Annotated in this window: 13 protein-coding genes and 3 tRNA genes; 9 read left to right on the forward strand and 7 right to left on the reverse strand. The window is 53.8% G+C overall.

Annotated elements, in window-relative coordinates; genetic code table 11:
• The first annotated feature begins 63 nt into the window (after positions 1-63).
• Together QZJ86_RS06325 and QZJ86_RS06330 are read left to right on the forward strand one after the other, a co-directional pair.
• Complete coding sequence (locus QZJ86_RS06325) at positions 64-1716, forward strand: serine/threonine-protein kinase (RefSeq protein ID WP_301937390.1); 1653 nt, start codon at positions 64-66, stop codon at positions 1714-1716.
• Between the two features lie 170 nt (positions 1717-1886).
• Entirely contained in the window at positions 1887-5798 is a 3912-nt protein-coding gene (locus tag QZJ86_RS06330; RefSeq protein WP_301937392.1) for an FAD/FMN-binding oxidoreductase, read from the forward strand.
• 190 nt (positions 5799-5988) lie between these two features.
• Here the strand turns inward: QZJ86_RS06330 and QZJ86_RS06335 are convergent.
• The 4 genes from QZJ86_RS06335 to QZJ86_RS06350 form a co-directional block, all read right to left on the reverse strand.
• Positions 5989-6064, reverse strand: a tRNA-Gly gene (locus tag QZJ86_RS06335).
• 14 nt (positions 6065-6078) lie between these two features.
• Positions 6079-6152 (reverse strand) — tRNA-Cys (locus QZJ86_RS06340).
• Positions 6153-6199: 47 nt separating this feature from the next.
• Positions 6200-6275: transfer RNA gene (locus QZJ86_RS06345), tRNA-Gly, on the reverse strand.
• A gap of 50 nt (positions 6276-6325) precedes the next feature.
• Complete coding sequence (locus tag QZJ86_RS06350) at positions 6326-6871, reverse strand: hypothetical protein (RefSeq protein ID WP_301937394.1); 546 nt, start codon at positions 6869-6871, stop codon at positions 6326-6328.
• A gap of 212 nt (positions 6872-7083) precedes the next feature.
• Here QZJ86_RS06350 and QZJ86_RS06355 point away from each other — a divergent pair, with 212 nt between their 5' ends.
• From QZJ86_RS06355 to QZJ86_RS06365, 3 genes are read left to right on the forward strand one after another with little or no spacing between them, the layout of a single operon-like run.
• Positions 7084-8424: a TolC family protein gene (locus QZJ86_RS06355; protein WP_301937396.1), complete on the forward strand. Its 1341-nt coding sequence runs from the start codon at positions 7084-7086 to the stop codon at positions 8422-8424.
• A gap of 19 nt (positions 8425-8443) precedes the next feature.
• Entirely contained in the window at positions 8444-9538 is a 1095-nt protein-coding gene (locus tag QZJ86_RS06360) for an efflux RND transporter periplasmic adaptor subunit (protein WP_301937399.1), read from the forward strand.
• The gene (locus tag QZJ86_RS06365) at positions 9535-12813 is read left to right on the forward strand and encodes an efflux RND transporter permease subunit (RefSeq protein WP_301937401.1); all 3279 of its coding nucleotides are present in this window, start codon (positions 9535-9537) and stop codon (positions 12811-12813) included. Before QZJ86_RS06360 ends, QZJ86_RS06365 begins: the two co-directional genes overlap by 4 nt.
• Positions 12814-14330: 1517 nt before the next feature.
• On the opposite strand, the gene QZJ86_RS06370 is transcribed toward QZJ86_RS06365, so the two are convergent.
• Both QZJ86_RS06370 and aqpZ read right to left on the reverse strand, forming a co-directional pair.
• Positions 14331-15251 (reverse strand): DUF3616 domain-containing protein, encoded by a 921-nt coding sequence (locus QZJ86_RS06370; protein ID WP_301937403.1) that lies wholly within the window; start codon positions 15249-15251, stop codon positions 14331-14333.
• 84 nt (positions 15252-15335) lie between these two features.
• Complete coding sequence (gene aqpZ / locus QZJ86_RS06375) at positions 15336-16025, reverse strand: aquaporin Z (RefSeq protein WP_301937405.1); 690 nt, start codon at positions 16023-16025, stop codon at positions 15336-15338.
• A gap of 307 nt (positions 16026-16332) precedes the next feature.
• Between aqpZ and QZJ86_RS06380 the strand changes: the two genes are divergently transcribed.
• On the forward strand, positions 16333-17139 hold the full coding sequence (locus QZJ86_RS06380; protein ID WP_301937406.1) for an NAD(+)--dinitrogen-reductase ADP-D-ribosyltransferase: 807 nt from the start codon (positions 16333-16335) through the stop codon (positions 17137-17139).
• A complete protein-coding gene (gene draG / locus QZJ86_RS06385; protein ID WP_301937408.1) occupies positions 17136-18011 on the forward strand; it encodes an ADP-ribosyl-[dinitrogen reductase] hydrolase in 876 nt (291 codons plus the stop codon). Before QZJ86_RS06380 ends, draG begins: the two co-directional genes overlap by 4 nt.
• A gap of 36 nt (positions 18012-18047) precedes the next feature.
• On the opposite strand, the gene QZJ86_RS06390 is transcribed toward draG, so the two are convergent.
• Positions 18048-18734 carry a VIT1/CCC1 transporter family protein gene (locus tag QZJ86_RS06390; protein ID WP_301937410.1) on the reverse strand — a complete coding sequence of 229 codons (687 nt, stop codon included), beginning with the start codon at positions 18732-18734 and terminating at the stop codon, positions 18048-18050.
• 166 nt (positions 18735-18900) lie between these two features.
• Between QZJ86_RS06390 and QZJ86_RS06395 the strand changes: the two genes are divergently transcribed.
• Complete coding sequence (locus QZJ86_RS06395; RefSeq protein ID WP_301937412.1) at positions 18901-19833, forward strand: hypothetical protein; 933 nt, start codon at positions 18901-18903, stop codon at positions 19831-19833.
• 177 nt (positions 19834-20010) lie between these two features.
• On the forward strand, positions 20011-20244 hold the full coding sequence (gene acpP / locus QZJ86_RS06400; protein ID WP_013820083.1) for an acyl carrier protein: 234 nt from the start codon (positions 20011-20013) through the stop codon (positions 20242-20244).
• Positions 20245-20306 lie beyond the last annotated feature (62 nt).

Genomic DNA, 20306 nt, shown 5'->3' on the forward strand with positions numbered 1-20306 from the left:
TTGCAGCGACACAAAGATACTCTTGGGCTAAAATCCTTAGCCTTTCCCTGACTGTTGTTTGCCATGTCCAGATTCGAGCTCGCATTGAAAGCCTTTCAGCAGGCTCAGATAGCCTATGCAGATTTATTGGCTGTCGCTCGTGATGTCACCAATCAGTCTAGCCATGTAACGGATGCTGCTCGGCAATTGTTGGAAGCCGAATACCGGAGTGGAACATTGGGTGTCGATATTTATCGCGGACTGCAATCGGTGTTACAGGACGAAACCAGGATCGTCAGCGACGAAACTAAAATTGCGCAGATCGCTCATGCTGCTGTTCCCGGCGATGTGACGAGTGTCGTGCCAGTACCCGAGCCGGCGAAGCCTGCGACGCAAACACCCACCTTGACCACCGAGTCCTTGTTGAATGGTCTCGATCCCACGCTACCGCGTACCGAGTTGGCCGTCGGCAGTACCTTGAAGAACCGCTTCGTGCTGGAAGAATTGCTCGGGGTCGGCGGTATGGGCATGGTGTTCAAGGCCACCGATTTGCGTAAAGTGGAAGCTTCCGATAAAGAACCGTTTGTGGCCTTGAAGGTGTTGAATCAGGATTTTCAATTCAATCCGATGGCCTTAGTGGCCTTGCAGCGCGAGACCAAGCGGGCGCAAACCCTTTCCCATCCCAATATCATCAAGGTATACGATTTCGATCGAGATGGCGCGCATGTCTTCATGTCGATGGAGTATTTGCAGGGTAGGCCGCTGAGCCATTTGATTCGCGATCATGCCGATAACGGGATGTCGTTCAAAAAAGCCTGGCCGATTATCCATGCGATGGCCGAAGCTTTGGAGCATGCGCATAAGAAAAATATCGTTCATTCCGATTTTAAGCCAGGTAACGTGTTTATCGGCGACGACGGCGAAATTCGCGTGTTGGACTTCGGCATCGCCTGCGCCATCGGCCGGACCGAGAAGGACGGCCACGATGCCACGATATTCAATGCGCGCGCGCTGGGGGCGATGACGCCGGCTTATGCCAGCTTGGAGCAATTGCAGAATAGAGAGCCCGATCCGCGCGACGATATTTATGCGCTAGCGTGCATCACTTACGAATTATTGAGCGGTAAGCATCCATTCGGTCGCTTATCAGCGGAAAAGGCCTTGGAAGTCAATTTACAGCCCAAGGCTATCGCCAAGCTTGATCGTCGGCAATGGAAAGGACTGCAAAAGGCGTTGGCCTTCAAACAAGCGCAACGCTGCGCGAGTATTGCCGAGTTTTTAGCGGCTATCGGTCCGCGCTCTTCGGTATTTTACGGCTTATGGGTGGCAGGGGGGCTGGTCGCGTGTTTGGTGGCGCTCAATGTTTATTGGACGATGAACGAAACCAGGATCAATGCCGAGGATGTAAAAGTCGCGATCGAATTGAGTCCGGAACAGTTGCAAAAAATCAAGGACTTCCTGGAATTGGCCGACATTCATTTTGATGTCGGTTATCTGACGGCGCCGACCGGCAGCAATGCGTTTTGGGCTTATCAGGAAGTTTTAAAAATCGATCCCTATAACAAGGATGCGATTGCCGGGATTAATAAAATCGCCGATACACTGGAGCAGCAGGCTTGGGAGTTCTATGAAAAGAATGATCGCTCCGAGGCCTTGAAAAAAGTGCAGGAAGGCTTGGAAGTTAATCCTGTGCATAAGGGCTTGCAGAGTTTGCGAGATAAGCTCAGATTCAATTAGCGAATCGATTGCAGGAAAGGGTATGCGCAAAACAATTGTGTTTGCCGTGGACCTTGATCAATCGATTAACCTCAGATATTTCGCGGTTTGTGCGTTGATTTTTCGATCATGCGCCGGCCGCTGCCATGCTAGAATTCGGCGCATCATGACTTCCCGTTTGCCGAATTCCAGTGGCTTCTCAATTATTTCCGTTATCCGTTGACTCAACGCCCGCGCGCTTGCGGGAAATCCCCTATAACTACACCTCGTTTTCCGACCGCGAGATCGTGATTCGCCTGCTCGGTGAAGACATGTGGTGGATACTCGATTCGTTACGCGAAGAGCGGATTACTGGCCGCTCGGCGCGGATGCTATATGAAGTGTTGGGGGATATTTGGGCGGTGCAGCGCAATCCCTACCTCGAAGACGATTTGCTCGATAACGCCAAGCGGCGTCGAGCGCTGTTGCAAGCCTTGCGGCATCGTCTGGGGCAGATGGAAGTTCGGCAGGCGGAGTTGGAAAGTCAAAACGCCGACAGGGCTGGGCGCGTGGCGCAATTGATCGCCGCCGCGCTTTTGGCTGTGAACGACTTTGAAGCGCATTTCGAACGTACCGCGCAATTGCGCCGTAGCGTGCTGACCTTGCTCTCGCAATTTACCCGCAAGGACAACATCAGTTTCGATGGCTTCGCTCGCGTCAGTCATGTGACCGACGCCACCGACTGGCGGGTGGAATACCCGTTCGTGGTGCTGTATCCCACTAGCGAAGACGAGGTCGGACATTTGGTACGCAGTTGTATCGAACTCGGCCTGACCATCATTCCGCGTGGCGGCGGCACCGGCTACACCGGCGGCGCCGTGCCGCTGCATGCCTATTCAGCCGTCATCAACACCGAAAAACTATTGGCGATGGGGCCTGTCGAGCAGCAAACGCTGCTGCCTGGCGTGGATAAGTCTTATGCGACGATTTATACAGGCGCCGGCGTGGTCACCAGGCGGGTGATGGAAACCGCCGAACAGGCCGGTCTGGTGTTCGCCTGCGATCCGACTTCGGCCGATGCATCCTGTATCGGCGGCAATATCGCGATGAACGCCGGCGGCAAGAAAGCTGTGCTGTGGGGAACCGCATTGGACAATCTGGCCTCCTGGCGGATGGTGACGCCGGACGGCAATTGGCTGGAAGTCGAGCGGCTGAATCACAATCTGGGCAAAATTCACGAACAGGATAAAGCCAGCTTTTTGCTAAAACGTTTCGATGCCAGCGGCAAGCAATCGCTAGGCGAAGAAATCCTGGAAATATCTGGCAGTTTTTTCCGAAAAGCCGGGCTGGGCAAAGATGTGACCGACAAGTTTCTCGGTGGTCTGCCGGGGATTCAGAAAGAAGGTTGTGACGGCATCATTACCTCCGCGCGCTGGATTCTGCACGAAATGCCGCCGGTTAGCCGCACGTTTTGCCTGGAGTTTTTCGGCCAGGTACGGGAGGCGGTGCCGTCGATCGTAGAGATTCGCGACTATTTGGCCGATTTGCCGAAAGAGGGCGCTAGCCGAGTGATGCTGGCAGGTTTGGAGCATCTAGACGAGCGCTATGTGAAGGCGGTCGGTTACGCCACTAAAGCTAAGCGCCACGGCCGGCCGAAGATGGTGCTGATCGGCGACATCGTTGGCGACGACGAAAATCAGGTGGCCATGGCCGCGTCGGAAGTGGTGCGCTTATGCAATGCGCGCGGCGCCGAGGGCTTTATCGCAGTCAATCCGGAAACCCGCAAAAAATTCTGGTTGGATCGCGGCCGCACGGCGGCGATTGCTCGGCATACCAACGCCTTTAAAATCAACGAAGACGTGGTGATCCCGTTGCCGCGCATGGGCGACTATTGCGACGGCATCGAGCGCATCAACATCGAATTGTCGCTGCATAATAAATTGCGCTTGTGCCAGGCCTTAGTGGAGTTGCTGAGCGGCGATTTGCCGTTGCGAGCCTATGAAGAAGGCGTGAATAAGGCCGAATTGCTGGACGAACGCCGAGCCTTGGCTTTGGATGCGGTGGGCACGGTAAAAGCACGTTGGCAATGGATATGCGACAGCCTGGATTTGCCGTTGGCCGAAGCCGAAAAAGCCTTCGAGTCACAAGGCATCCAGGTCGGCGAGCTGAGCAATCGCGCCGCCGATCCGATTCTGTTTCATCGCTTGCAGGATTACTCGCTACGAGTGTCGTGGAAGCAGGAATTGCTGCCACGCTTGCGGGACATTTTCGAAGGCGATAATTTCCGGCCCATCGTCGAGCGTATCGAGACTTTACATAAAGAAATTCTGCGCGGCCGAGTGTTCGTGGCTCTGCACATGCACGCCGGCGACGGCAATGTGCATACCAATCTGCCGGTCAACTCCGACCATTACGAAATGCTGCAAGAAGCCAATGCCGCCGTGGCGCGGATCATGGCGCTGGCGCGTTCATTGGGTGGGGCAATTTCCGGCGAACATGGTATCGGCATCACCAAATACGAATTCCTAAGCGCCGACGAGTTGGCGGATTTTCACGCTTATAAAAACCGCATCGATCCGGAAGGTCGTTTCAATCGCGGCAAGTTGATGCCGGGCGCCGATTTACGTTCGGCTTACACCACTTCATTTAGTTTGATGGGCTTTGAATCGCTGATCATGCAGCAGAGCGACATCGGCGCGATTTCCGATTCGGTAAAGGATTGTCTGCGTTGCGGCAAATGCAAGCCGGTTTGCTCGACGCATGTGCCACCGGCCAATTTGCTGTATTCGCCGCGCAATAAGATTTTGGCGACTTCCTTATTGATCGAAGCGTTTTTGTACGAAGAACAAACCCGGCGAGGGATTTCGATTACCCATTGGAAAGAGTTTGAAGATGTCGCCGATCATTGCACGGTTTGCCATAAATGCTTCAATCCGTGCCCGGTGGACATCGATTTCGGCGATGTGTCGATGAATATGCGCAATCTGCTGCGCAAGATGGGCAAGCAAAGTTTCAATCCGGCTAAAACCATGGCCATCGCATTTTTGACAGCTTCCAGTCCGAATACGGTCAAGGCGATGCGCACGGCGATGATCGACTGGACTTATAAGGCTCAGCGCATTGGCAATACATTGTTAAAGCCATGGGGCAAAGCTCAAATCGCGCAGCCGCCGGCCACGGTCGGCAAGCCGCCGGTGCGCGAACAGGTGATTCATTTCATGAATCGGAAAATGCCCGGCGATTTGCCGACCAAAACCGCGCGGGCGTTGCTGGATATCGAAGACGGACAAATCGTACCCATCATTCGCGATCATGCCAAAACCCGGACAGATTCGGAGGCGGTGTTTTATTTCCCCGGCTGCGGTTCCGAGCGTTTATTCTCGCAAGTCGGCTTGGCGACCCAGGCGATGTTGTACGAGATTGGCGTGCAAACCGTGCTGCCGCCCGGTTATTTGTGCTGCGGCTATCCGCAACGCGCCGGCGGCCAGTTCGATAAGGCACAGAAAATCACTACCGATAACCGAGTGTTGTTTCATCGCGTCGCTAATACGCTGAATTATTTGGATATTAAAACCGTGGTGGTCAGCTGTGGTACTTGCCAGGACCAGTTACAGGATTACGAATTCGAGAAAATTTTTCCCGGTTGCCGGCTGATCGATATTCATGAGTATCTGCTGGAAAAAGGCGTGCGGCTGGAAGGGGTGAATGGCGCGCGTTATCTATATCACGATCCGTGTCATAGTCCATTCAAACAGCAAGATCCTATGAAAGTGGTCAATCAATTGATCGGTGCGCCGGTCGCAAAATCCGATCGCTGTTGCGGAGAGTCGGGTACTTTGGCGGTGGCGCGGCCGGATATTTCCACGCAGATTCGCTTTCGCAAGGCTGAAGAGTTGCAAAAAGACGCGGCGAAGTTGCGTGCCGATGGCTACGACGGTGCGGTGAAGATGTTGACCTCCTGTCCGTCGTGCATGCAAGGTTTGCAGCGCTTCGAAGACGAAGTCGATCAGATGGAAGTGGATTACATCGTCGTGGAAATCGCCAAGCATATATTGGGCGATAACTGGATGAGCGTGTATCTGGATCGGGTTACCAAGGGCGGCGTCGAGCGGGTTTTGGTGTAAGGCGACTTTGTCGATTGCAAGCTTGGTTTGGCTGATGGCTGGCCAGCTTGCTGTCGTATCTAAAAAGGCGGGGATATGCGGTGCGTTAGGCAGGGCAGACGAAGCTGATTTGATGCTGATATCGGCGCCTTTGTCCGATAGCTATCTCCAGAAAATAAAAAAGCCGTGAATAATCACGGCTTTTTAGATTTGGAGCGGGAAACGAGACTCGAACTCGCGACCCCGACCTTGGCAAGGTCGTGCTCTACCAACTGAGCTATTCCCGCATTTGCGATATTAATGGAGGCTGCGACCGGAATCGAACCGGTATATACGGCTTTGCAGGCCGCTGCATAACCATTTTGCTACGCAGCCTTTATAACCCAATAAAAAAGCCGCGACTTATCGCGGCTTCTTGAATTTGGAGCGGGAAACGAGACTCGAACTCGCGACCCCGACCTTGGCAAGGTCGTGCTCTACCAACTGAGCTATTCCCGCTTGGCTAACTATCCTGCTTATTATAAAAAGATATTTTTTTCTGTCAACAATTATTGCAAGTTTATTGCCGAAGTCCAGGCTTTTCTGCCTTGGCATTCGCCAGATTCAGTGATTTCGACTTCCGCCCACTGAACATTCTTGTCGGTGCTATCTGCCTGAGACTGGATCAGTTTGACGGCGGTGTTAAGTGGCATATGTTTGCATGCGCCGTCACGATCATTTTCCTCGGTATCATCGTAAGCTGCCATAGAGCCGGGGACGGAGACCAATCTAACGGTTGCGTTTGGATCGTAAGTATTTGGACTTTTCAGTACGTAATTTTGTCCAGGGACCATGGCTTTGGCTTGATGAACAGGCAATTTAGCATCGGAACCGCCGCCGAAAATCAAGACGACTAAGACCAACGCCACGGCGCCGACACCGCCAAAAAATACTTTAGGATTGGATTCTTTCAGGGCTAGCAGGTTGGCGACCAGGTTGCCGGCGGCGTTTTTTGCGGCAGCCGCTGAATCGGCCGCTGGACTTGTTTCCGGTTGTTTGGGCTCTTCAGCTTGATTAGGGGTTTCGGTCTCGTTTGTGTTTTCATCAAGGCTCATGCGATATTTCCTCTTAAGCTAGTTATTATTATGGTTAAGTGGTTAAAGTTACCACGCTGATCGAACATTTCAAGCATTCATTTTGTAGTTATTTATTTGCATCTTAAGTGGAACTGTAACAAAAATGAACCAGGCGATATAAAAAAGCTGATGCAGTTTTGAAATCGCCTATAATATTAGCAATCACTTAATTACTAACATTTGGCGCTGTTATGCGAATTCATCTCAAACATTTAGCATTACTGGTGATGGTTTTGCTGGGCAAATTGGTTGTAGCGAGCGAACCGCCCGGTAAGACCTTTACGCTGGAACAAGCCGTCGATTATGCATTAGCCAATAATCCCGAGCTGAACGTCATGCAGGCGCGCATTGAGCAAGCCAATGCGCAACTAGGCGAAGCGCTAGCCAGTTTTTATCCGCAGATCAAAGCCAGCTTGTCGTATCAGCATAGCGATAATCCCGCGCAAGCGTTTGCGATGATCATCGCGCAACGGCGGCTGGATTTTAACGGCGGCGATTTCAATCATCCCGGCGGTGTTGATAATTATCGTCCGCAAGTAACCGCCAGCTATTCCTTGTTTCGCGGCGGTCAGGATTATTTTCTGAGCCAGGCGGCGGAACTGGGCGTGGAGACGTCCGAGCTGGAAAAATCGGCGATTCGCAATCGCCTTGTTAACAATGTCTCGGCCGCTTATTACGGAGAACTGGCGGCCATAGAAGCCCATCAAATTGCTCGGCGCTCGATCGAGGCGGTGCAAAGCGAGCTGGATCAATCGCGCATTCGCTTCGAGGCTGGCACCGTTTTAAAATCCGACGTGCTGTCGCTGGACGTGCAACTGGCCGAAGCCAAGGATGCGGAAATTCAGGCCGGCAACGCCATCGAATTGGCGCTAAGCATGCTCAAAACTCTATTGGGTATGTCGAGCAACGATAGTTTTGCAATCGCTGAAACGGCTGGGCAGGCATTGCCGGAAACGCCGGCTGGTTTCGAAGAGTTGCTGGATCAAGCACTAGGCCATCATCCGGAATTAAAAGCCGCCGAAAAGCGCGTAGCCATCGCCGAACAACAACTTTCCGCTGCCAACGCCGCCCATTTACCGCGCGCCGATGCTTATGTCAGCTACGGTTCCGACAGCAAGGATCTAGCTTTCAGCAGCAACCGTGATAATGTCAGTGCCGGTGTGATGGTGGAACTGGATATTTTTTCCGGGTTCGCTACGCAGGAAAAAATCAAGAAGGCGGAACACGAGTTGACCGCCGCGCAAGAACTGTCCAGGCAGACTCGGCTGAGAATAGAAAACCAGCTCAAGTCCGCCCAGCTTAGGTTACAGGAAGCGTTGAACCGCGCGCAGGTAGCGACGGTAGCGGTTCAGGCCGCCGAAGAAGCCTTGCGTCTAGTCAACGCCCAGCGCGAAGCCGGTGTGGTGACGGTCACCCGTTATATCGAAGCGGAAGTGGCTCGCGACAAGGCGCACACCCGCCGCATCAACGCGCGCTTCGATGCCTTGCGGGCCGAAGCGGAACTCAAGCAAGCCAGCGGCTTCTGGCAATAAACGGATAGAGGACTAGCCCATGACTGAACACACTTCGGCGGTAAGCGCCCCAAAATGGTTGATACCGGCGGCAGCGATCACCGGTTTGTTGCTGGTGATTTTATTCGCGCTCGGTGTGCTTGGCGGCGCCAGTAAAATCGAGCCAGGTAACACGCCGGTCAATGGACAAGCCTTGCCCCAAGACGCCAAAACCTTAAAGGTCGGCAAGCAAGCCGCCGCTAACGATTTATCTTGGCAAGGCACGATACGCTCGCGTTTGGCGGTCAAAATAGCGCCGAAACTGAATGCCCGTATTTTGGAAATACCGGTGCGTCCCGGCGACAATCTGAAAAAAGGCGAGGTGATCGCGAAGTTGGATGATCGCGATTTGCGTGCCGCTTACAACGCCGCCAATGCCGGGCAAGCAGCCGCCCAAGCGCAAGCGGCGCAAGCCGGCGCCGACGAAAAACGCATCGTCGATTTATACAATAAACAAGCCGCGACCCGGCAAAACTATGACTCGGTGCTAGCCCAAGCTCAGGCCGCTCGAGCCATGGCCAACCAGGCGGCCAGTGCGGCACAGCAGAGCAAGGTGATGCTGGGCGAGAATGTGCTGTACGCGCCGTTCGACGGCGTGGTAGGCGAGCGCTACCAGGAACCGGGCGATATGGGCGTACCCAACCAGCCCATCGTCAGTTTTCACCAGCCGGACGATTTGCGACTGGAGGCGGCGATCGCCAGCCATTGCGCCGCGCAAGTCAAACTCGGCATGACGGTTAAAGTGCGGGTCGATGCGATTCATCAAGCGCTGACCGGCACCGTCAATGAAATTGCCCCGGAAATCGACCCGCAAACCCGCAGCCAGCTGATCAAAGTGGGCTTGCCGCGCGCGGAAGGTTTGCAACATGGCCAGTTCGGTTGGTTGGAGCTGGGCTGTCAGCGCGCGCAACAAGCCTTATTGATACCGGCTTCGGCGGTAGTGCATTACGGCCAGTTACAGGTGGTAAAAGTTGTCGAGAATGACCTGTTACAAACCCGGCATATCCGTACTGGCAAACATTACGGCGATCAACTGGAGGTATTGTCCGGCCTGCGTGACGGCGAGACCATCCTAATTAGTGGGCCGGCACAATGAGCAGCTCGGTCGAACCCAAAAAAGACAGCCTGACGGTCGCCATCGTCCGGCTATTTACCACCTCGCACTTATCGCTGCTGTTTCTGCTGATCTCCCTGGTAGCAGGCGCGGCGGCATTGACGCTGACACCGCGCGAGGAAGATCCGCAAATTGTGGTGCCGGTGATGGATGTGTTCGTGCAGGTGCCCGGTGCCTCCAGCGAAGAAGTCGAGCAGCAAGTCACCACGCCTTTGGAGGTGCTGCTCAGGCAGATAAAAGGCGTCGAATATGTCTATTCGATTTCCCGGCCCGGCGAAGCGGTGGTGACCGTGCGCTTTTTCGTCGGCGAGAATCTGGAAAACAGCCTGATCAAGACCCGCGACAAACTGCTGGCCAACCAGGACATCATTCCGCCCGGCGTCAGCGACTGGCTGGTGAAGCCGGTGGAAATCGACGACGTACCGATTCTAATGTTGAGTTTATCGCCGCAAAATTCTGTGATGGACGCAATGTCCTTGCGTCGGATCGCCGACGAATTGATCGAACGCCTGCGTGCCGTCGATGATGTCGGCAAGAGTTGGGTCGTTGGCGCCACGCCACGACGGATTTCGGTGTATCCCGATCCAGCCAAACTGCAAGCCGGCGGCATCAGTCTGCCGGAAATCAAACAGGCATTGGCGCAAAACAACGTCAATCTGCAAGTCGGCCATCTGACCGAAAACGACCGGGAAATCTTACTGGAAGCCGGTCCGTATTATCAAACTGCCGAGCAAGTCGGCGCGACGGTTCTAAAAAGTATCGACGGCCGCTTGCTGTATTTGCGCGATGTCGCCGAAGTGCTCGACGGCCCGGCCGACACCGATTACTACACCCGCATCGGTTTCGGACCGGCTGTAGAACAAATGCACACCATCGGCGAAACGAAAGGAAAACTACCTGAAGCTGGCGAAGAGCGGCCGATGGCTACCATCGCCATCGGCAAGCGCCGCGGCAGCAACGCCGTTAGCGTCGCCGAACAAGTATTGGCTTTGACCGAACAACTGAAAGGCACCTTGATTCCGGACGACGTGCTGCTGACAGTCACCCGCAACTACGGCGAAACCGCCGATCATAAGGTCAACGAATTGGTGATGCATTTATCCATCGCGATTTTGACCATTATCGTGCTGCTGGCCTTGTCGTTGGGCTTCAAGGAGTCGCTGATTGTGTCGTTGGCGGTGCCGATGACCTTTGCGATCACCTTGTTGTGCGACTTGATCTTCGGCTACACCATCAACCGGGTCACGCTGTTCGCGCTGATTCTGTCGTTAGGCTTATTGGTTGACGACCCGATTGTCGATGTCGAGAACATTCACCGTCACTACAAGCTGCGCAAGGAGCCACCCTTGCAGGCCTTGCTCACTGCGGTCAACGAGATTCGCCCGCCCACCATTTTGGCGACCTTTGCGGTGATCATGTCTTTCGTGCCGATGTTTTTCATCACTGGCATGATGGGACCGTACATGGCGCCGATGGCTTTCAACGTGCCGATTGCGATGCTGATGTCGCTGGTGATTGCCTTCACTGTCACGCCCTGGGCCAGTTACAAACTGTTGAAAGGCGATTACGGCAAGGAGCACGGTGCTGGTTCTAACTCAGGCTTCGATTTGAAGCAGACGCGCGGCTTCAAAGTGTATCAGTCGATATTGGCACCACTGTTGGGCAGCAAGTCCAAGGCATGGTGGTTTCTGGGCGCGGTGATCGTCGCCTTCGTATTGTCGGCGCTGATGGCGGTGACGCGGGTGGTGCCGTTAAAGCTGTTGCCGTTCGACAATAAAAACGAGCTGCAATTGGTGATCGACATGCCGCGAGGTTCCTCGCTGGAGGCCACCGATAGAGTCGCTGCCGCGCTGGGCCGTTACCTGGTTACTGTTAACGAAGTCAGCAGCTATCAAAGTTATGTGGGCTTGGCTTCGCCGATGGATTTCAACGGCATGGTCCGCCATTACTACTTGCGCCAAGGCGCGCATGTCGGCGACATTCGCATCGTGCTGGCGGATAAAACCCGCCGCGAACAAGGTTCGCACGAGATTGCCTTGCGGATCAGGCCGGACATCGAACGCGTCGGAAAACAATACGGCGCCAACATCAAGATCGTCGAAATGCCGCCGGGGCCGCCGGTGCTATCAACCTTGGTAGCAGAAGTTTACGGTCCGCCGGAAGCCGGTTACGACGACATTATCAAGGTCGCCAACCGGGTCAGGGCTGACATAGAACATACCGAAGGAGTGGTCGATGTCGACGACTTTATCGAAGCCGAGCACGACAAACTGCATTTCGTCATCGAGCACGACAAGGCTGCATTATTGGGCGTGACCAGCGCCCAGGTCGCCAATACCTTACGGCTGGCAATCGCTGGCGGCAATGCCGGCTTGCTGCATATTCCCGAGGAACGTCAACCGTTGGAAATCCAGCTACAACTGCCCAGGGCCGCGCGTTCGTCGCCAGCCGATTTGCTGGCGCTGTCGGTGAAGACCGCCAGCGGCAATCTGGTGCATCTCAGCGAAATTGGTCATTTCGACCATGAACAAGGGCAGCAAGCCATCTATCACAAGAACTTGCAGCGGGTGGCTTACGTCACCGGCGAAATGGCCGGTCGCAGCCCGGTGGAGGCGATTCTGGATTTGTTCGACGTATTCGATGCAAAGCCGTTACCGGCTGGTTACACTGCCGAGATGGCCGGCGAGGGCGAATGGAAAATCACCGTCGACGTGTTCCGTGACTTAGGCCTGGCCTTCGCGGCGGCGATGGTGATGATCTACATCCTGCTGGTTGGCCAGACCGGCTCGTTGGGCGTACCGTTGATCATGATGATCGCGATACCGTTGACCGTGATCGGCATCATGCCCGGCTTCTGGTTCATCAACCTGTTCGCCGGCGACGTCGGCGAATACGCCAGCCCGATCTACTTCACCGCCACGGCGATGATAGGCATGATCGCGCTGGCCGGCATTGTGGTGCGCAACTCGATCATCCTGATCGACTTCATCGAGAACATTTATCGCGGCAACCCGGATATTTCCTTGGCCGACGCGATCATCGAAGCCGGCGCGACCCGGTTAAATCCGATCTTTTTGACGGCCGCTTCGGCAGTGCTGGGGTCGATGATGATCGTTTTGGACCCGATTTTCTCAGGGTTGGCCTGGAGCTTTATCTTCGGGATCATTGCCTCGACCTTGTTTTCGTTGGTGGTGATACCGGTGGTGTATTTCTTGATTAATCGGGATATGGCGAAGGTTGTGGAGGTTGATGAGTAAGGCTTTGTTTGTGGGGTAGGGTAGGCACGGTTTTTGTGTCTACGCGGGGTGTGGATTTGTGTAGATGATGTTTCGCTGTCGCGAGGCTTTATTGAATGTCGGTTCTCGCACCGGCGGGCGAGATGCTTTCGCTACAAAAACCATTCCTGGTTTTCGCCCTGCGGGCCAGCCTATTGGCTGTTCAAATTCGCTCCAGGCGAATTTGTGCTCTGCCAAAGAAAAGTCACCAAAAGAAAGGCCACCCGGATGCCGCTTATTCCCTGCGTTGCAACGAAAACCGTCCCTGGTTTTCGCCCTCCGGGTCAGCCTATTGGCTGTTCAAATTTGCTCCCGGCAAATTTGTCGCTTTTGATAGGGGTTGCCAAAAGGGGCTTCCTGCCCCTTCGCCAACGTGCGGCATCCATGCCGCACCCCTAGCGGGCGATTCCTATCAAAAGCTCCGGTACTCTGCACGGCATACGGGACAGAACCAACTCTGGAATTTCATAGTCTGTTGAGTTGATAACCCCAGCTTCTGTTTCGGATTGCTGGGTTTCCACTATCGCTCCTACTCTGCCTAAGCGCTTGTAGGATGCACTGAACCGAGTGAAGCACATCAAGTCGCGAACGATGCGGTGCAAGCTGTTATGTTCATCGATGTCATACCGGAACGAGTGACAGCATTGAGCGTTTAACCGGAGCTTTTAGATCGTAACGCCTGCAAAGCTCGCGTACTGCTTCAAGAAAGCTCGGGTCAGCTTCAGGTGCTACAACAATACTTCTGACAAGTGCGTCGACGTTAGGCAGGGGGAGCCTTATACCAATTGGATTTGTCTCCCATCCATCATCCTGTTGCGGCACGATTACTCGAAGTTCTCTCTCGAACTTGTAAGCATCGCTCTTGTACTGTAAGACGTCAGTGAAGTGGCCCATGATGTATTCCTGGACTCGGCGATGGTCAACGTACCTTACCTTGTGGAGGTGCGTGGATAAGTTCCAAGCAAAGGCACATCTGACCAAGCGGTCCACTGTGGAAGTAACCACTATGGAGGTATTCACTCCACCGTAGAGTTGCCAGAGGGCCATGTTGTCTCGGGCGCCCATCGTCCAGCAACTGACATAGTTTCCTAGCCTCGCCCGCCGATAAAAGTAGTCTGCATCATGAGGCACCTCATTTCGGGCGAATGCCTCATCCAACGATTTTCGGAAACTCGGGAACAGGGCTCCCTCAAGTCTGTCTGAGAATCCATCAGCCCGTCGAAAGTACAGCGATTTAGTGTGTAGTAGGTCAAGCAGCTTCGGTAAATCCATGTGTCTGCGCAGAATGTTTTCCTGGCGAATGTCGTGGTCAGTCGTGATCTGCGGGGAAGGCATGTGACACCTAAAGTAGTTATCCAGTTTTATCCTAGCAGATATACCGCTTGATTCGAACTCTGACGCTAATTCGCCTTTGCTAGTCAGGAATGCAAGTGCTATTGACGATGTCGAAAACGCTACGTATTTGGCGTTGTACTATTCGACTGTTAAAGCGGATTTTGTCAAAGTGCCACCGAAACGCATTGAAAGCTTTTCTTGTCCTTGCCGTCGTCGCTCAGCAGCACGACTTGATTTTCATGCTTCGGAAAAAAGAACGCGGCTTCGATATTTAACTCTTCGAGATCGGCTGGGTTTTGCGTCAGCTCGCCGGATGCGCTATCCCACAGGAACAGGCGGTGTTTTTCGATGCTGCCTTTGTTGGCGTGATAAGGGCCGGCGACGATCAGGTATTGCTGGTCTTTGTGCCAGGCGATGTCGCGAATACCCAAGCCATCTAAGTCCAACTCTATTGGCTCGGCGAACTGTGCGGCTTGGCCTTGTAGCAGCGGTAGCGGGTTGAGCAGATGCACCAGAATGGCTTTGCCGTTTTTCAGGTAGCCGTTTTCGGTTACGCCGCCGGCTAGCGGATTTCTAAAGCCGATCAATAAACCGTGCTCCGGCGTGGCCGCCAGGCCTTCTATGCTCAGGCCGCCTTTGTCTTTGGGTTGAATATGTTCGGCTTGGCCAAAACCATGGTGGGCAAAGCGTGTGTCCCGTTTCAGGTCGGCGATCAAATGCGTGTATATGGTGCCATAGCGGCGAGCGCTGAATTTGCCCTTATTGTCTTCCGTAACATGGATGCCAAACAAACGATGCCGCGCGGGCTGGTCGTTGCCTTTACTGCTGGTGCTATGCGAGCCTATCCAGAAGTAAACATCACCGATGCGTGCCGCGCCCTCCAGGTCAATTTCCTGATGCTTGCCGTCTTTGATTTCGCCATTGAAAACCTCTGAGAGAATAATCGCCGGCTTTAAGGCTTTTTCTTGTTTTTTGTCGAACACGCTGAGTTCGTTATCTTCGTCGTCCGCGACGATGAAATAACGATCATCCAGCGCAACCGCGCCGGACACATTGGATCGGCCTCGGTAGGTTTTTATATCCATATCTGACTCGTGACCGAAATGTCGATTTCAAGGGGAGTGGGACGGCCAATTGGCGGTCCCACCGGGCTTAATCTGGTTGCCGGATTATTCGTCGCTACTGCCAATAAAGCGATAGACCAGCGCGCCCAGCACCGCACCGATAATCGGCGCCACCCAGAACAGCCAGAGTTGTGCCAAGGCCCAATCGCCGACGTAAACCGCCACACCCAGGCTGCGAGCCGGATTGACCGAGGTATTGGTGACCGGAATGCTGATCAAGTGAATCAAGGTCAGGCCCAGGCCAATCGCGATAGGCGCCAGGCCTTGCGGGGCGCGGGTGTCGGTGGCGCCGAGGATGATCAGTAAAAACATCATCGTCATTACCACTTCGGTAATCAACGCGGATAGCAAGGAGTAGCCGCCCGGCGAGTGTTCGCCGTAACCATTGGAGGCAAAGCCAGCGGACACATCAAAACCGGCTTTGCCGCTGGCAATTAAATACAGTACGCCGCCGGCGACGATGGCGCCGATGACTTGGGCGACAATGTAAGGCAACAATTGATTGGCCGGAAAGCGGCCGCCAACCCACAGGCCGACCGATACCGCCGGATTGAGATGGCAGCCGGAGATATGGCCGATGGCAAAGGCCATGGTCAGCACCGTCAAGCCAAACGCCAGCGACACCCCGAGTAAGCCGATGCCCACATTCGGAAACGCCGCCGCTAACACTGCGCTTCCGCACCCACCAAGAACCAGCCAAAATGTCCCAAAGGACTCGGCAACATACTTTTTCATGTGACTCTCCTGTGTGTTGTTATGATTTTGCCTGTCATCGATCACTTATTTTTGTCTAATAATCAATCGGCTAGCGCACTGTATTCTGTGGCTTTGTGTGATGTCAATCACAAAAAACGGCTAGATTCTTGCTTGGCACTTGCTATTTTCGGCTAGCGACCCGGTTGCGTGGAGTGGTGCGAGTTTTGTGGTGCCGAGAATTCCGGAAGAATTAGGCCGGGCAGGTCTGATCTGTATGGATAATTTCCCGGTTCGATGTGAGAATTAGCGATTATCTAATTGCCTGACATTTTTCCCGGTTTATTCCATGCTCGATATTTCCCAACACGGCCACAGCACCAATTTAATCGGCATGGCGACGGCCTGTCTGGCCAGTCCATTGTTTAACGAACACCCCAGGCCCTTGCATATCGCCGGTACCCGGGAATCGGCGCCAGGACTGTTCGAGCAATTGGCCGGCCAGACCACATTAGCCGATTGCGGGCGGATATTTCAGGACTATATGTGCGTGGTGTTTGGCTTCGAAACCGAGCAGCGCCTACGCGACGATGCCGAGGGCAGGCGGCGCTATCGCAACAGTTATCTGCGCTTGATTCAGGATTGGGGGCTGGATTCCAACAACGCTCAGGGCGCGGTGCTGAAAGGCTGGGTGGAGAGCCGCTTCGGTTTGTTTCCCAATTACCATAAATGCCGGATCGACAGTTTTATGAGTACGGATTGGATTACCTATATCGAAGAAAAGATGAACAGCCGTTATCACAACAATTGCATCTACATGCAGCTGGATTTGGTGTACGAATTTTGTCAGTGGGTGATCGAACGCTTTCAGGTTCCGGCCACTACCCACAAAACCCTGTATCGCGGCGTCAACGCCATGGACGATTGGATTGTCAAGGATGAGGACAAGCAACATAAGATCGTCCGTTTCAACAGCATCGTGTCGTTTACCGACCGCCGCAGCATTGCCAGTGAATTTGGCAGTTATATATTGGAGGTACAGGTGCCGATGGTGAAGCTGGTGTTTTTTACCGACCTGCTGCCGCACCACGCTTTGCGCGGCGAAGCGGAATATTTGGTGATCGGCGGCGATTATCGAGTGACGGTGCAGCGATGAACCAGCAGTTATTGAATCGAGCCTTGGGGGCTTACTTGGGCTTTGCTTGCGGCGACGCGTTGGGTGCGACGGTGGAATTCATGTCGGCTAAGCAAATCCAAAAACGTTACGGCGTGCACAGCGAGATGATAGGCGGAGGCTGGCTGGCGCTGGAGCCGGGACAGGTCACCGACGACACGCAAATGGCGCTGGCGCTGGGGCAGGCCATCATTGATCATCGGGGCTGGAATTTGCAGGCGGTAGCCGATAATTTCCTGGCTTGGCTGGAAAGCGATCCGCCGGATGTTGGCAATACCTGTCGGCGCGGCATCGTTCGTTATCGGGACGACGGCGAATTGATTGGCCTGCCGCGCGAAGACGAGGCTGGCAACGGCGCCTGCATGCGCAATCTGCCGGTGGTGTTGGCGACGCTGAATCGGCCGGATGATTTCGAGGTCTGGAGCTTGGAGCAGAGCCGCATTACCCACCACAACCCGCTGTCCGACGCCGCGACTTTAGCCTTGGGGCGGATGACCAATTTATTGATTCGTGGCGAAGGTTTGGATGCTTGTCAACGGGAAGCGGAACGCTTGGTCGGTCAATATAGTGAATTTGCCTATAAGCCGTATCCTGGCAAAGCCTCGGGCTACATCGTCGATACCGTGCAAACGGTGTTGCATTATTTTTTCAACACCGACAGTTTCGAGTCCTGCCTGATTGCCACCGTCAACCAGGGCGGCGATGCCGATACCACCGGGGCTTTGGCGGGGATGCTGGCGGGGGCGAAATATGGTTTGGAGCGGATACCGGAGCGGTGGTTGGAACGGTTGGATGGTGAGGTTGCTGAGCAAATACGGCGACAAACGGCGTCACTTATGCAAATGAATGACTGAATAACTTGGTGAATGCGCGTAACGGAGTGGGTTGATTCAAACAGCCACGCCAAATAAAGCCCCAACTCCAGCCGTCAATCCCATAGCCAACGCCCCCCAAAAACTGACCCGAGCACCCGCTACTAGCATTGAAGCGCCGCCGGCTCGAGCGGATAGGGCGCCTAGCGATACCAACAGTAGCAAGGAACCGCCTGCTACAGTCCAAACCAATACCGCTGCTGGTGCCCACAGCACGATCAATAACGGAATTATCGCGCCGACCGAAAAGCTGGCGGCGGATGAAAATGCTGCCAGTACCGGGCGCGCAGTGGAGATGTCGGTGATGCCGAGCTCGTCGCGACTATGCGCGCCGAGGGCGTCGTGCGCCATTAACTGGCGGGCGACTTCGGCGGCCAGTGCTTCGTCCAGGCCGCGTTCGACGTAGATGGCGGTCATTTCCGCATGTTCGTGTTCCGGATAGGCAGCGAGCTCTCGGCGTTCGCGTTCCAGGTCGGCTCGTTCGGTGTCGGCTTGGGAGCTGACCGAGACATATTCGCCGGCGGCCATCGACATTGCGCCGGCCACCAATCCGGCAACGCCGGCGACCCAAATATGCTCGGCATCCACACCGGCCGTCGCCACGCCCAAAATCAGGCTGGCGGTGGAGACGATGCCGTCGTTGGCGCCTAGCACGGCGGCGCGCAGCCAGCCGATTCGGTGATTTTTATGTCTTTCGATATGCATGCGCTTCTCGCGATCTCGTGTGAGGCAAAGCTGGATAGTAACCCGATTTTCCGCTCCAGGCGCAGTGTTAATGTCGGCTCTGAACGCGCTGGTTTGGTGCATGGCTTTCTGATTCGCCGCAATCGGCCTAGAATAGCCTGTTCATATCTACTGTCATTGGCCATCGATGAAAGAGCTGTCGTTTACTTTCGAACAAATTCATATTGAAGTCGCCCGCAACGCGTCCGACGATTTCAACTTGTTTCACGACAAGCACAAATGGTTGCAGGTCACTCATAATCCGTTCAAGGGCCCGATTGTGTTGGGCTTTCAGTTGAATACGCTGATCGAATATCAGATGCGCTTATACCGGGAAGCGCATCACGAAGACCTGATCATCGCCGACAATCAGCTGCGTTTTAGCAATTATCAGATCATTTTCGTCAATGCGCTAAGGCCGCGGCAGGAGATGTCGTTGGATATTAAAAAGACCTTGATAGCGACCATCCCCGAGCTGACCTTGACCAATCGCATCGCGATTAAATCGCAAGGCAAAACCATTTTGCTGGGTTATAAAAAGGAAACTAAAACGCCCTTGTTTTTAGCCGACACCGATCTGAGCGGCCTGCCGGATTTGAACGCGGTGGCCGATAAAACCATCGTGCCGGGCACCGAATTCTTTCTGAAACGTAAGTGGATGAATAACGGTAACGTGAAAAATTTCTTGTCCGGTTCGCTGGCGGAGCAGTCGGATTATTTCGATGAGCTGATGCATATTGCGCATTATCCAGAAGTGTTTCCTTGCAGCTTGACATCCGGCGCCTTGCTGGAAAAAGCCCAGCTGGAAAATCACGATTTCAAGCGCAATCCGATGGTGTATACCTCGCACGATATTTCCATTGACCGCGAGCATCTGGCTAAACTCAAAAACAACGACAAGCTGCATATTCTGGTCAAACAGTTGCCGGAATCGCAGGACAATACCCTCAATCACACCAGCATCATGCTGCGGACTTATGAGTGTTTCGGCGTGCTGGAGAACCGGTCAATTTTATTTAGAATCAAGCTTAACTTGGTGCCGCTGGAGGAAATCATCAAAAATTTGAGCGCTAAAACCTAGCTTGAGGCCCCGGCTGGTCTAGTCGCGGCCGAATGTTGTGAATTTTTTGGAACATAAAGTATAATCCGCGCTGTCGTTAGGCAAGGCCGGTGACGAGATTGCAAATTCAATTAATACAACACTAAAGATAAGGTAAGTGCTTACAGTCAGGCATTTGCATTGTTCGAGGAATAAAATATGAGTAATATCGAAGAACGAGTAAAAAAGATTGTCGCGGAACAATTAGGCGTAAAGGAAGAAATCGCAAACGATGCGTCTTTTGTTGACGATCTTGGTGCTGATTCTTTAGACACAGTTGAACTCGTCATGGCTCTGGAAGAAGAATTCGAATGCGAAATTCCAGACGAAGAAGCTGAAAAAATCACCACAGTCCAATTGGCTATCGATTATATCAACGCCAATCTGCAATAAATTGTTTCCAAAAGTTAGTGGATGGTTTCCATCCACTAGCCGGTTTATCCCCCTTCTCTGGT

Source organism: Methylomonas montana, from assembly GCF_030490285.1.
GTDB lineage: Bacteria > Pseudomonadota > Gammaproteobacteria > Methylococcales > Methylomonadaceae > Methylomonas > Methylomonas montana.

Excerpts from the sequence above, each read along its gene's own strand:
- QZJ86_RS06325 (WP_301937390.1), top strand. The coding sequence starts at position 64 with ATGTCCAGATTCGAGCTCGCATTGAAAGCCTTTCAGCAGGCTCAGATA.
- QZJ86_RS06350 (WP_301937394.1), bottom strand. The coding sequence starts at position 6,871 with ATGAGCCTTGATGAAAACACAAACGAGACCGAAACCCCTAATCAAGCT.
- QZJ86_RS06355 (WP_301937396.1), top strand. The coding sequence starts at position 7,084 with ATGCGAATTCATCTCAAACATTTAGCATTACTGGTGATGGTTTTGCTG.
- QZJ86_RS06360 (WP_301937399.1), top strand. The coding sequence starts at position 8,444 with ATGACTGAACACACTTCGGCGGTAAGCGCCCCAAAATGGTTGATACCG.
- QZJ86_RS06365 (WP_301937401.1), top strand. The coding sequence starts at position 9,535 with ATGAGCAGCTCGGTCGAACCCAAAAAAGACAGCCTGACGGTCGCCATC.
- QZJ86_RS06370 (WP_301937403.1), bottom strand. The coding sequence starts at position 15,251 with ATGGATATAAAAACCTACCGAGGCCGATCCAATGTGTCCGGCGCGGTT.
- aqpZ (WP_301937405.1), bottom strand. The coding sequence starts at position 16,025 with ATGAAAAAGTATGTTGCCGAGTCCTTTGGGACATTTTGGCTGGTTCTT.
- QZJ86_RS06380 (WP_301937406.1), top strand. The coding sequence starts at position 16,333 with ATGCTCGATATTTCCCAACACGGCCACAGCACCAATTTAATCGGCATG.
- draG (WP_301937408.1), top strand. The coding sequence starts at position 17,136 with ATGAACCAGCAGTTATTGAATCGAGCCTTGGGGGCTTACTTGGGCTTT.
- QZJ86_RS06390 (WP_301937410.1), bottom strand. The coding sequence starts at position 18,734 with ATGCATATCGAAAGACATAAAAATCACCGAATCGGCTGGCTGCGCGCC.
- QZJ86_RS06395 (WP_301937412.1), top strand. The coding sequence starts at position 18,901 with ATGAAAGAGCTGTCGTTTACTTTCGAACAAATTCATATTGAAGTCGCC.
- acpP (WP_013820083.1), top strand. The coding sequence starts at position 20,011 with ATGAGTAATATCGAAGAACGAGTAAAAAAGATTGTCGCGGAACAATTA.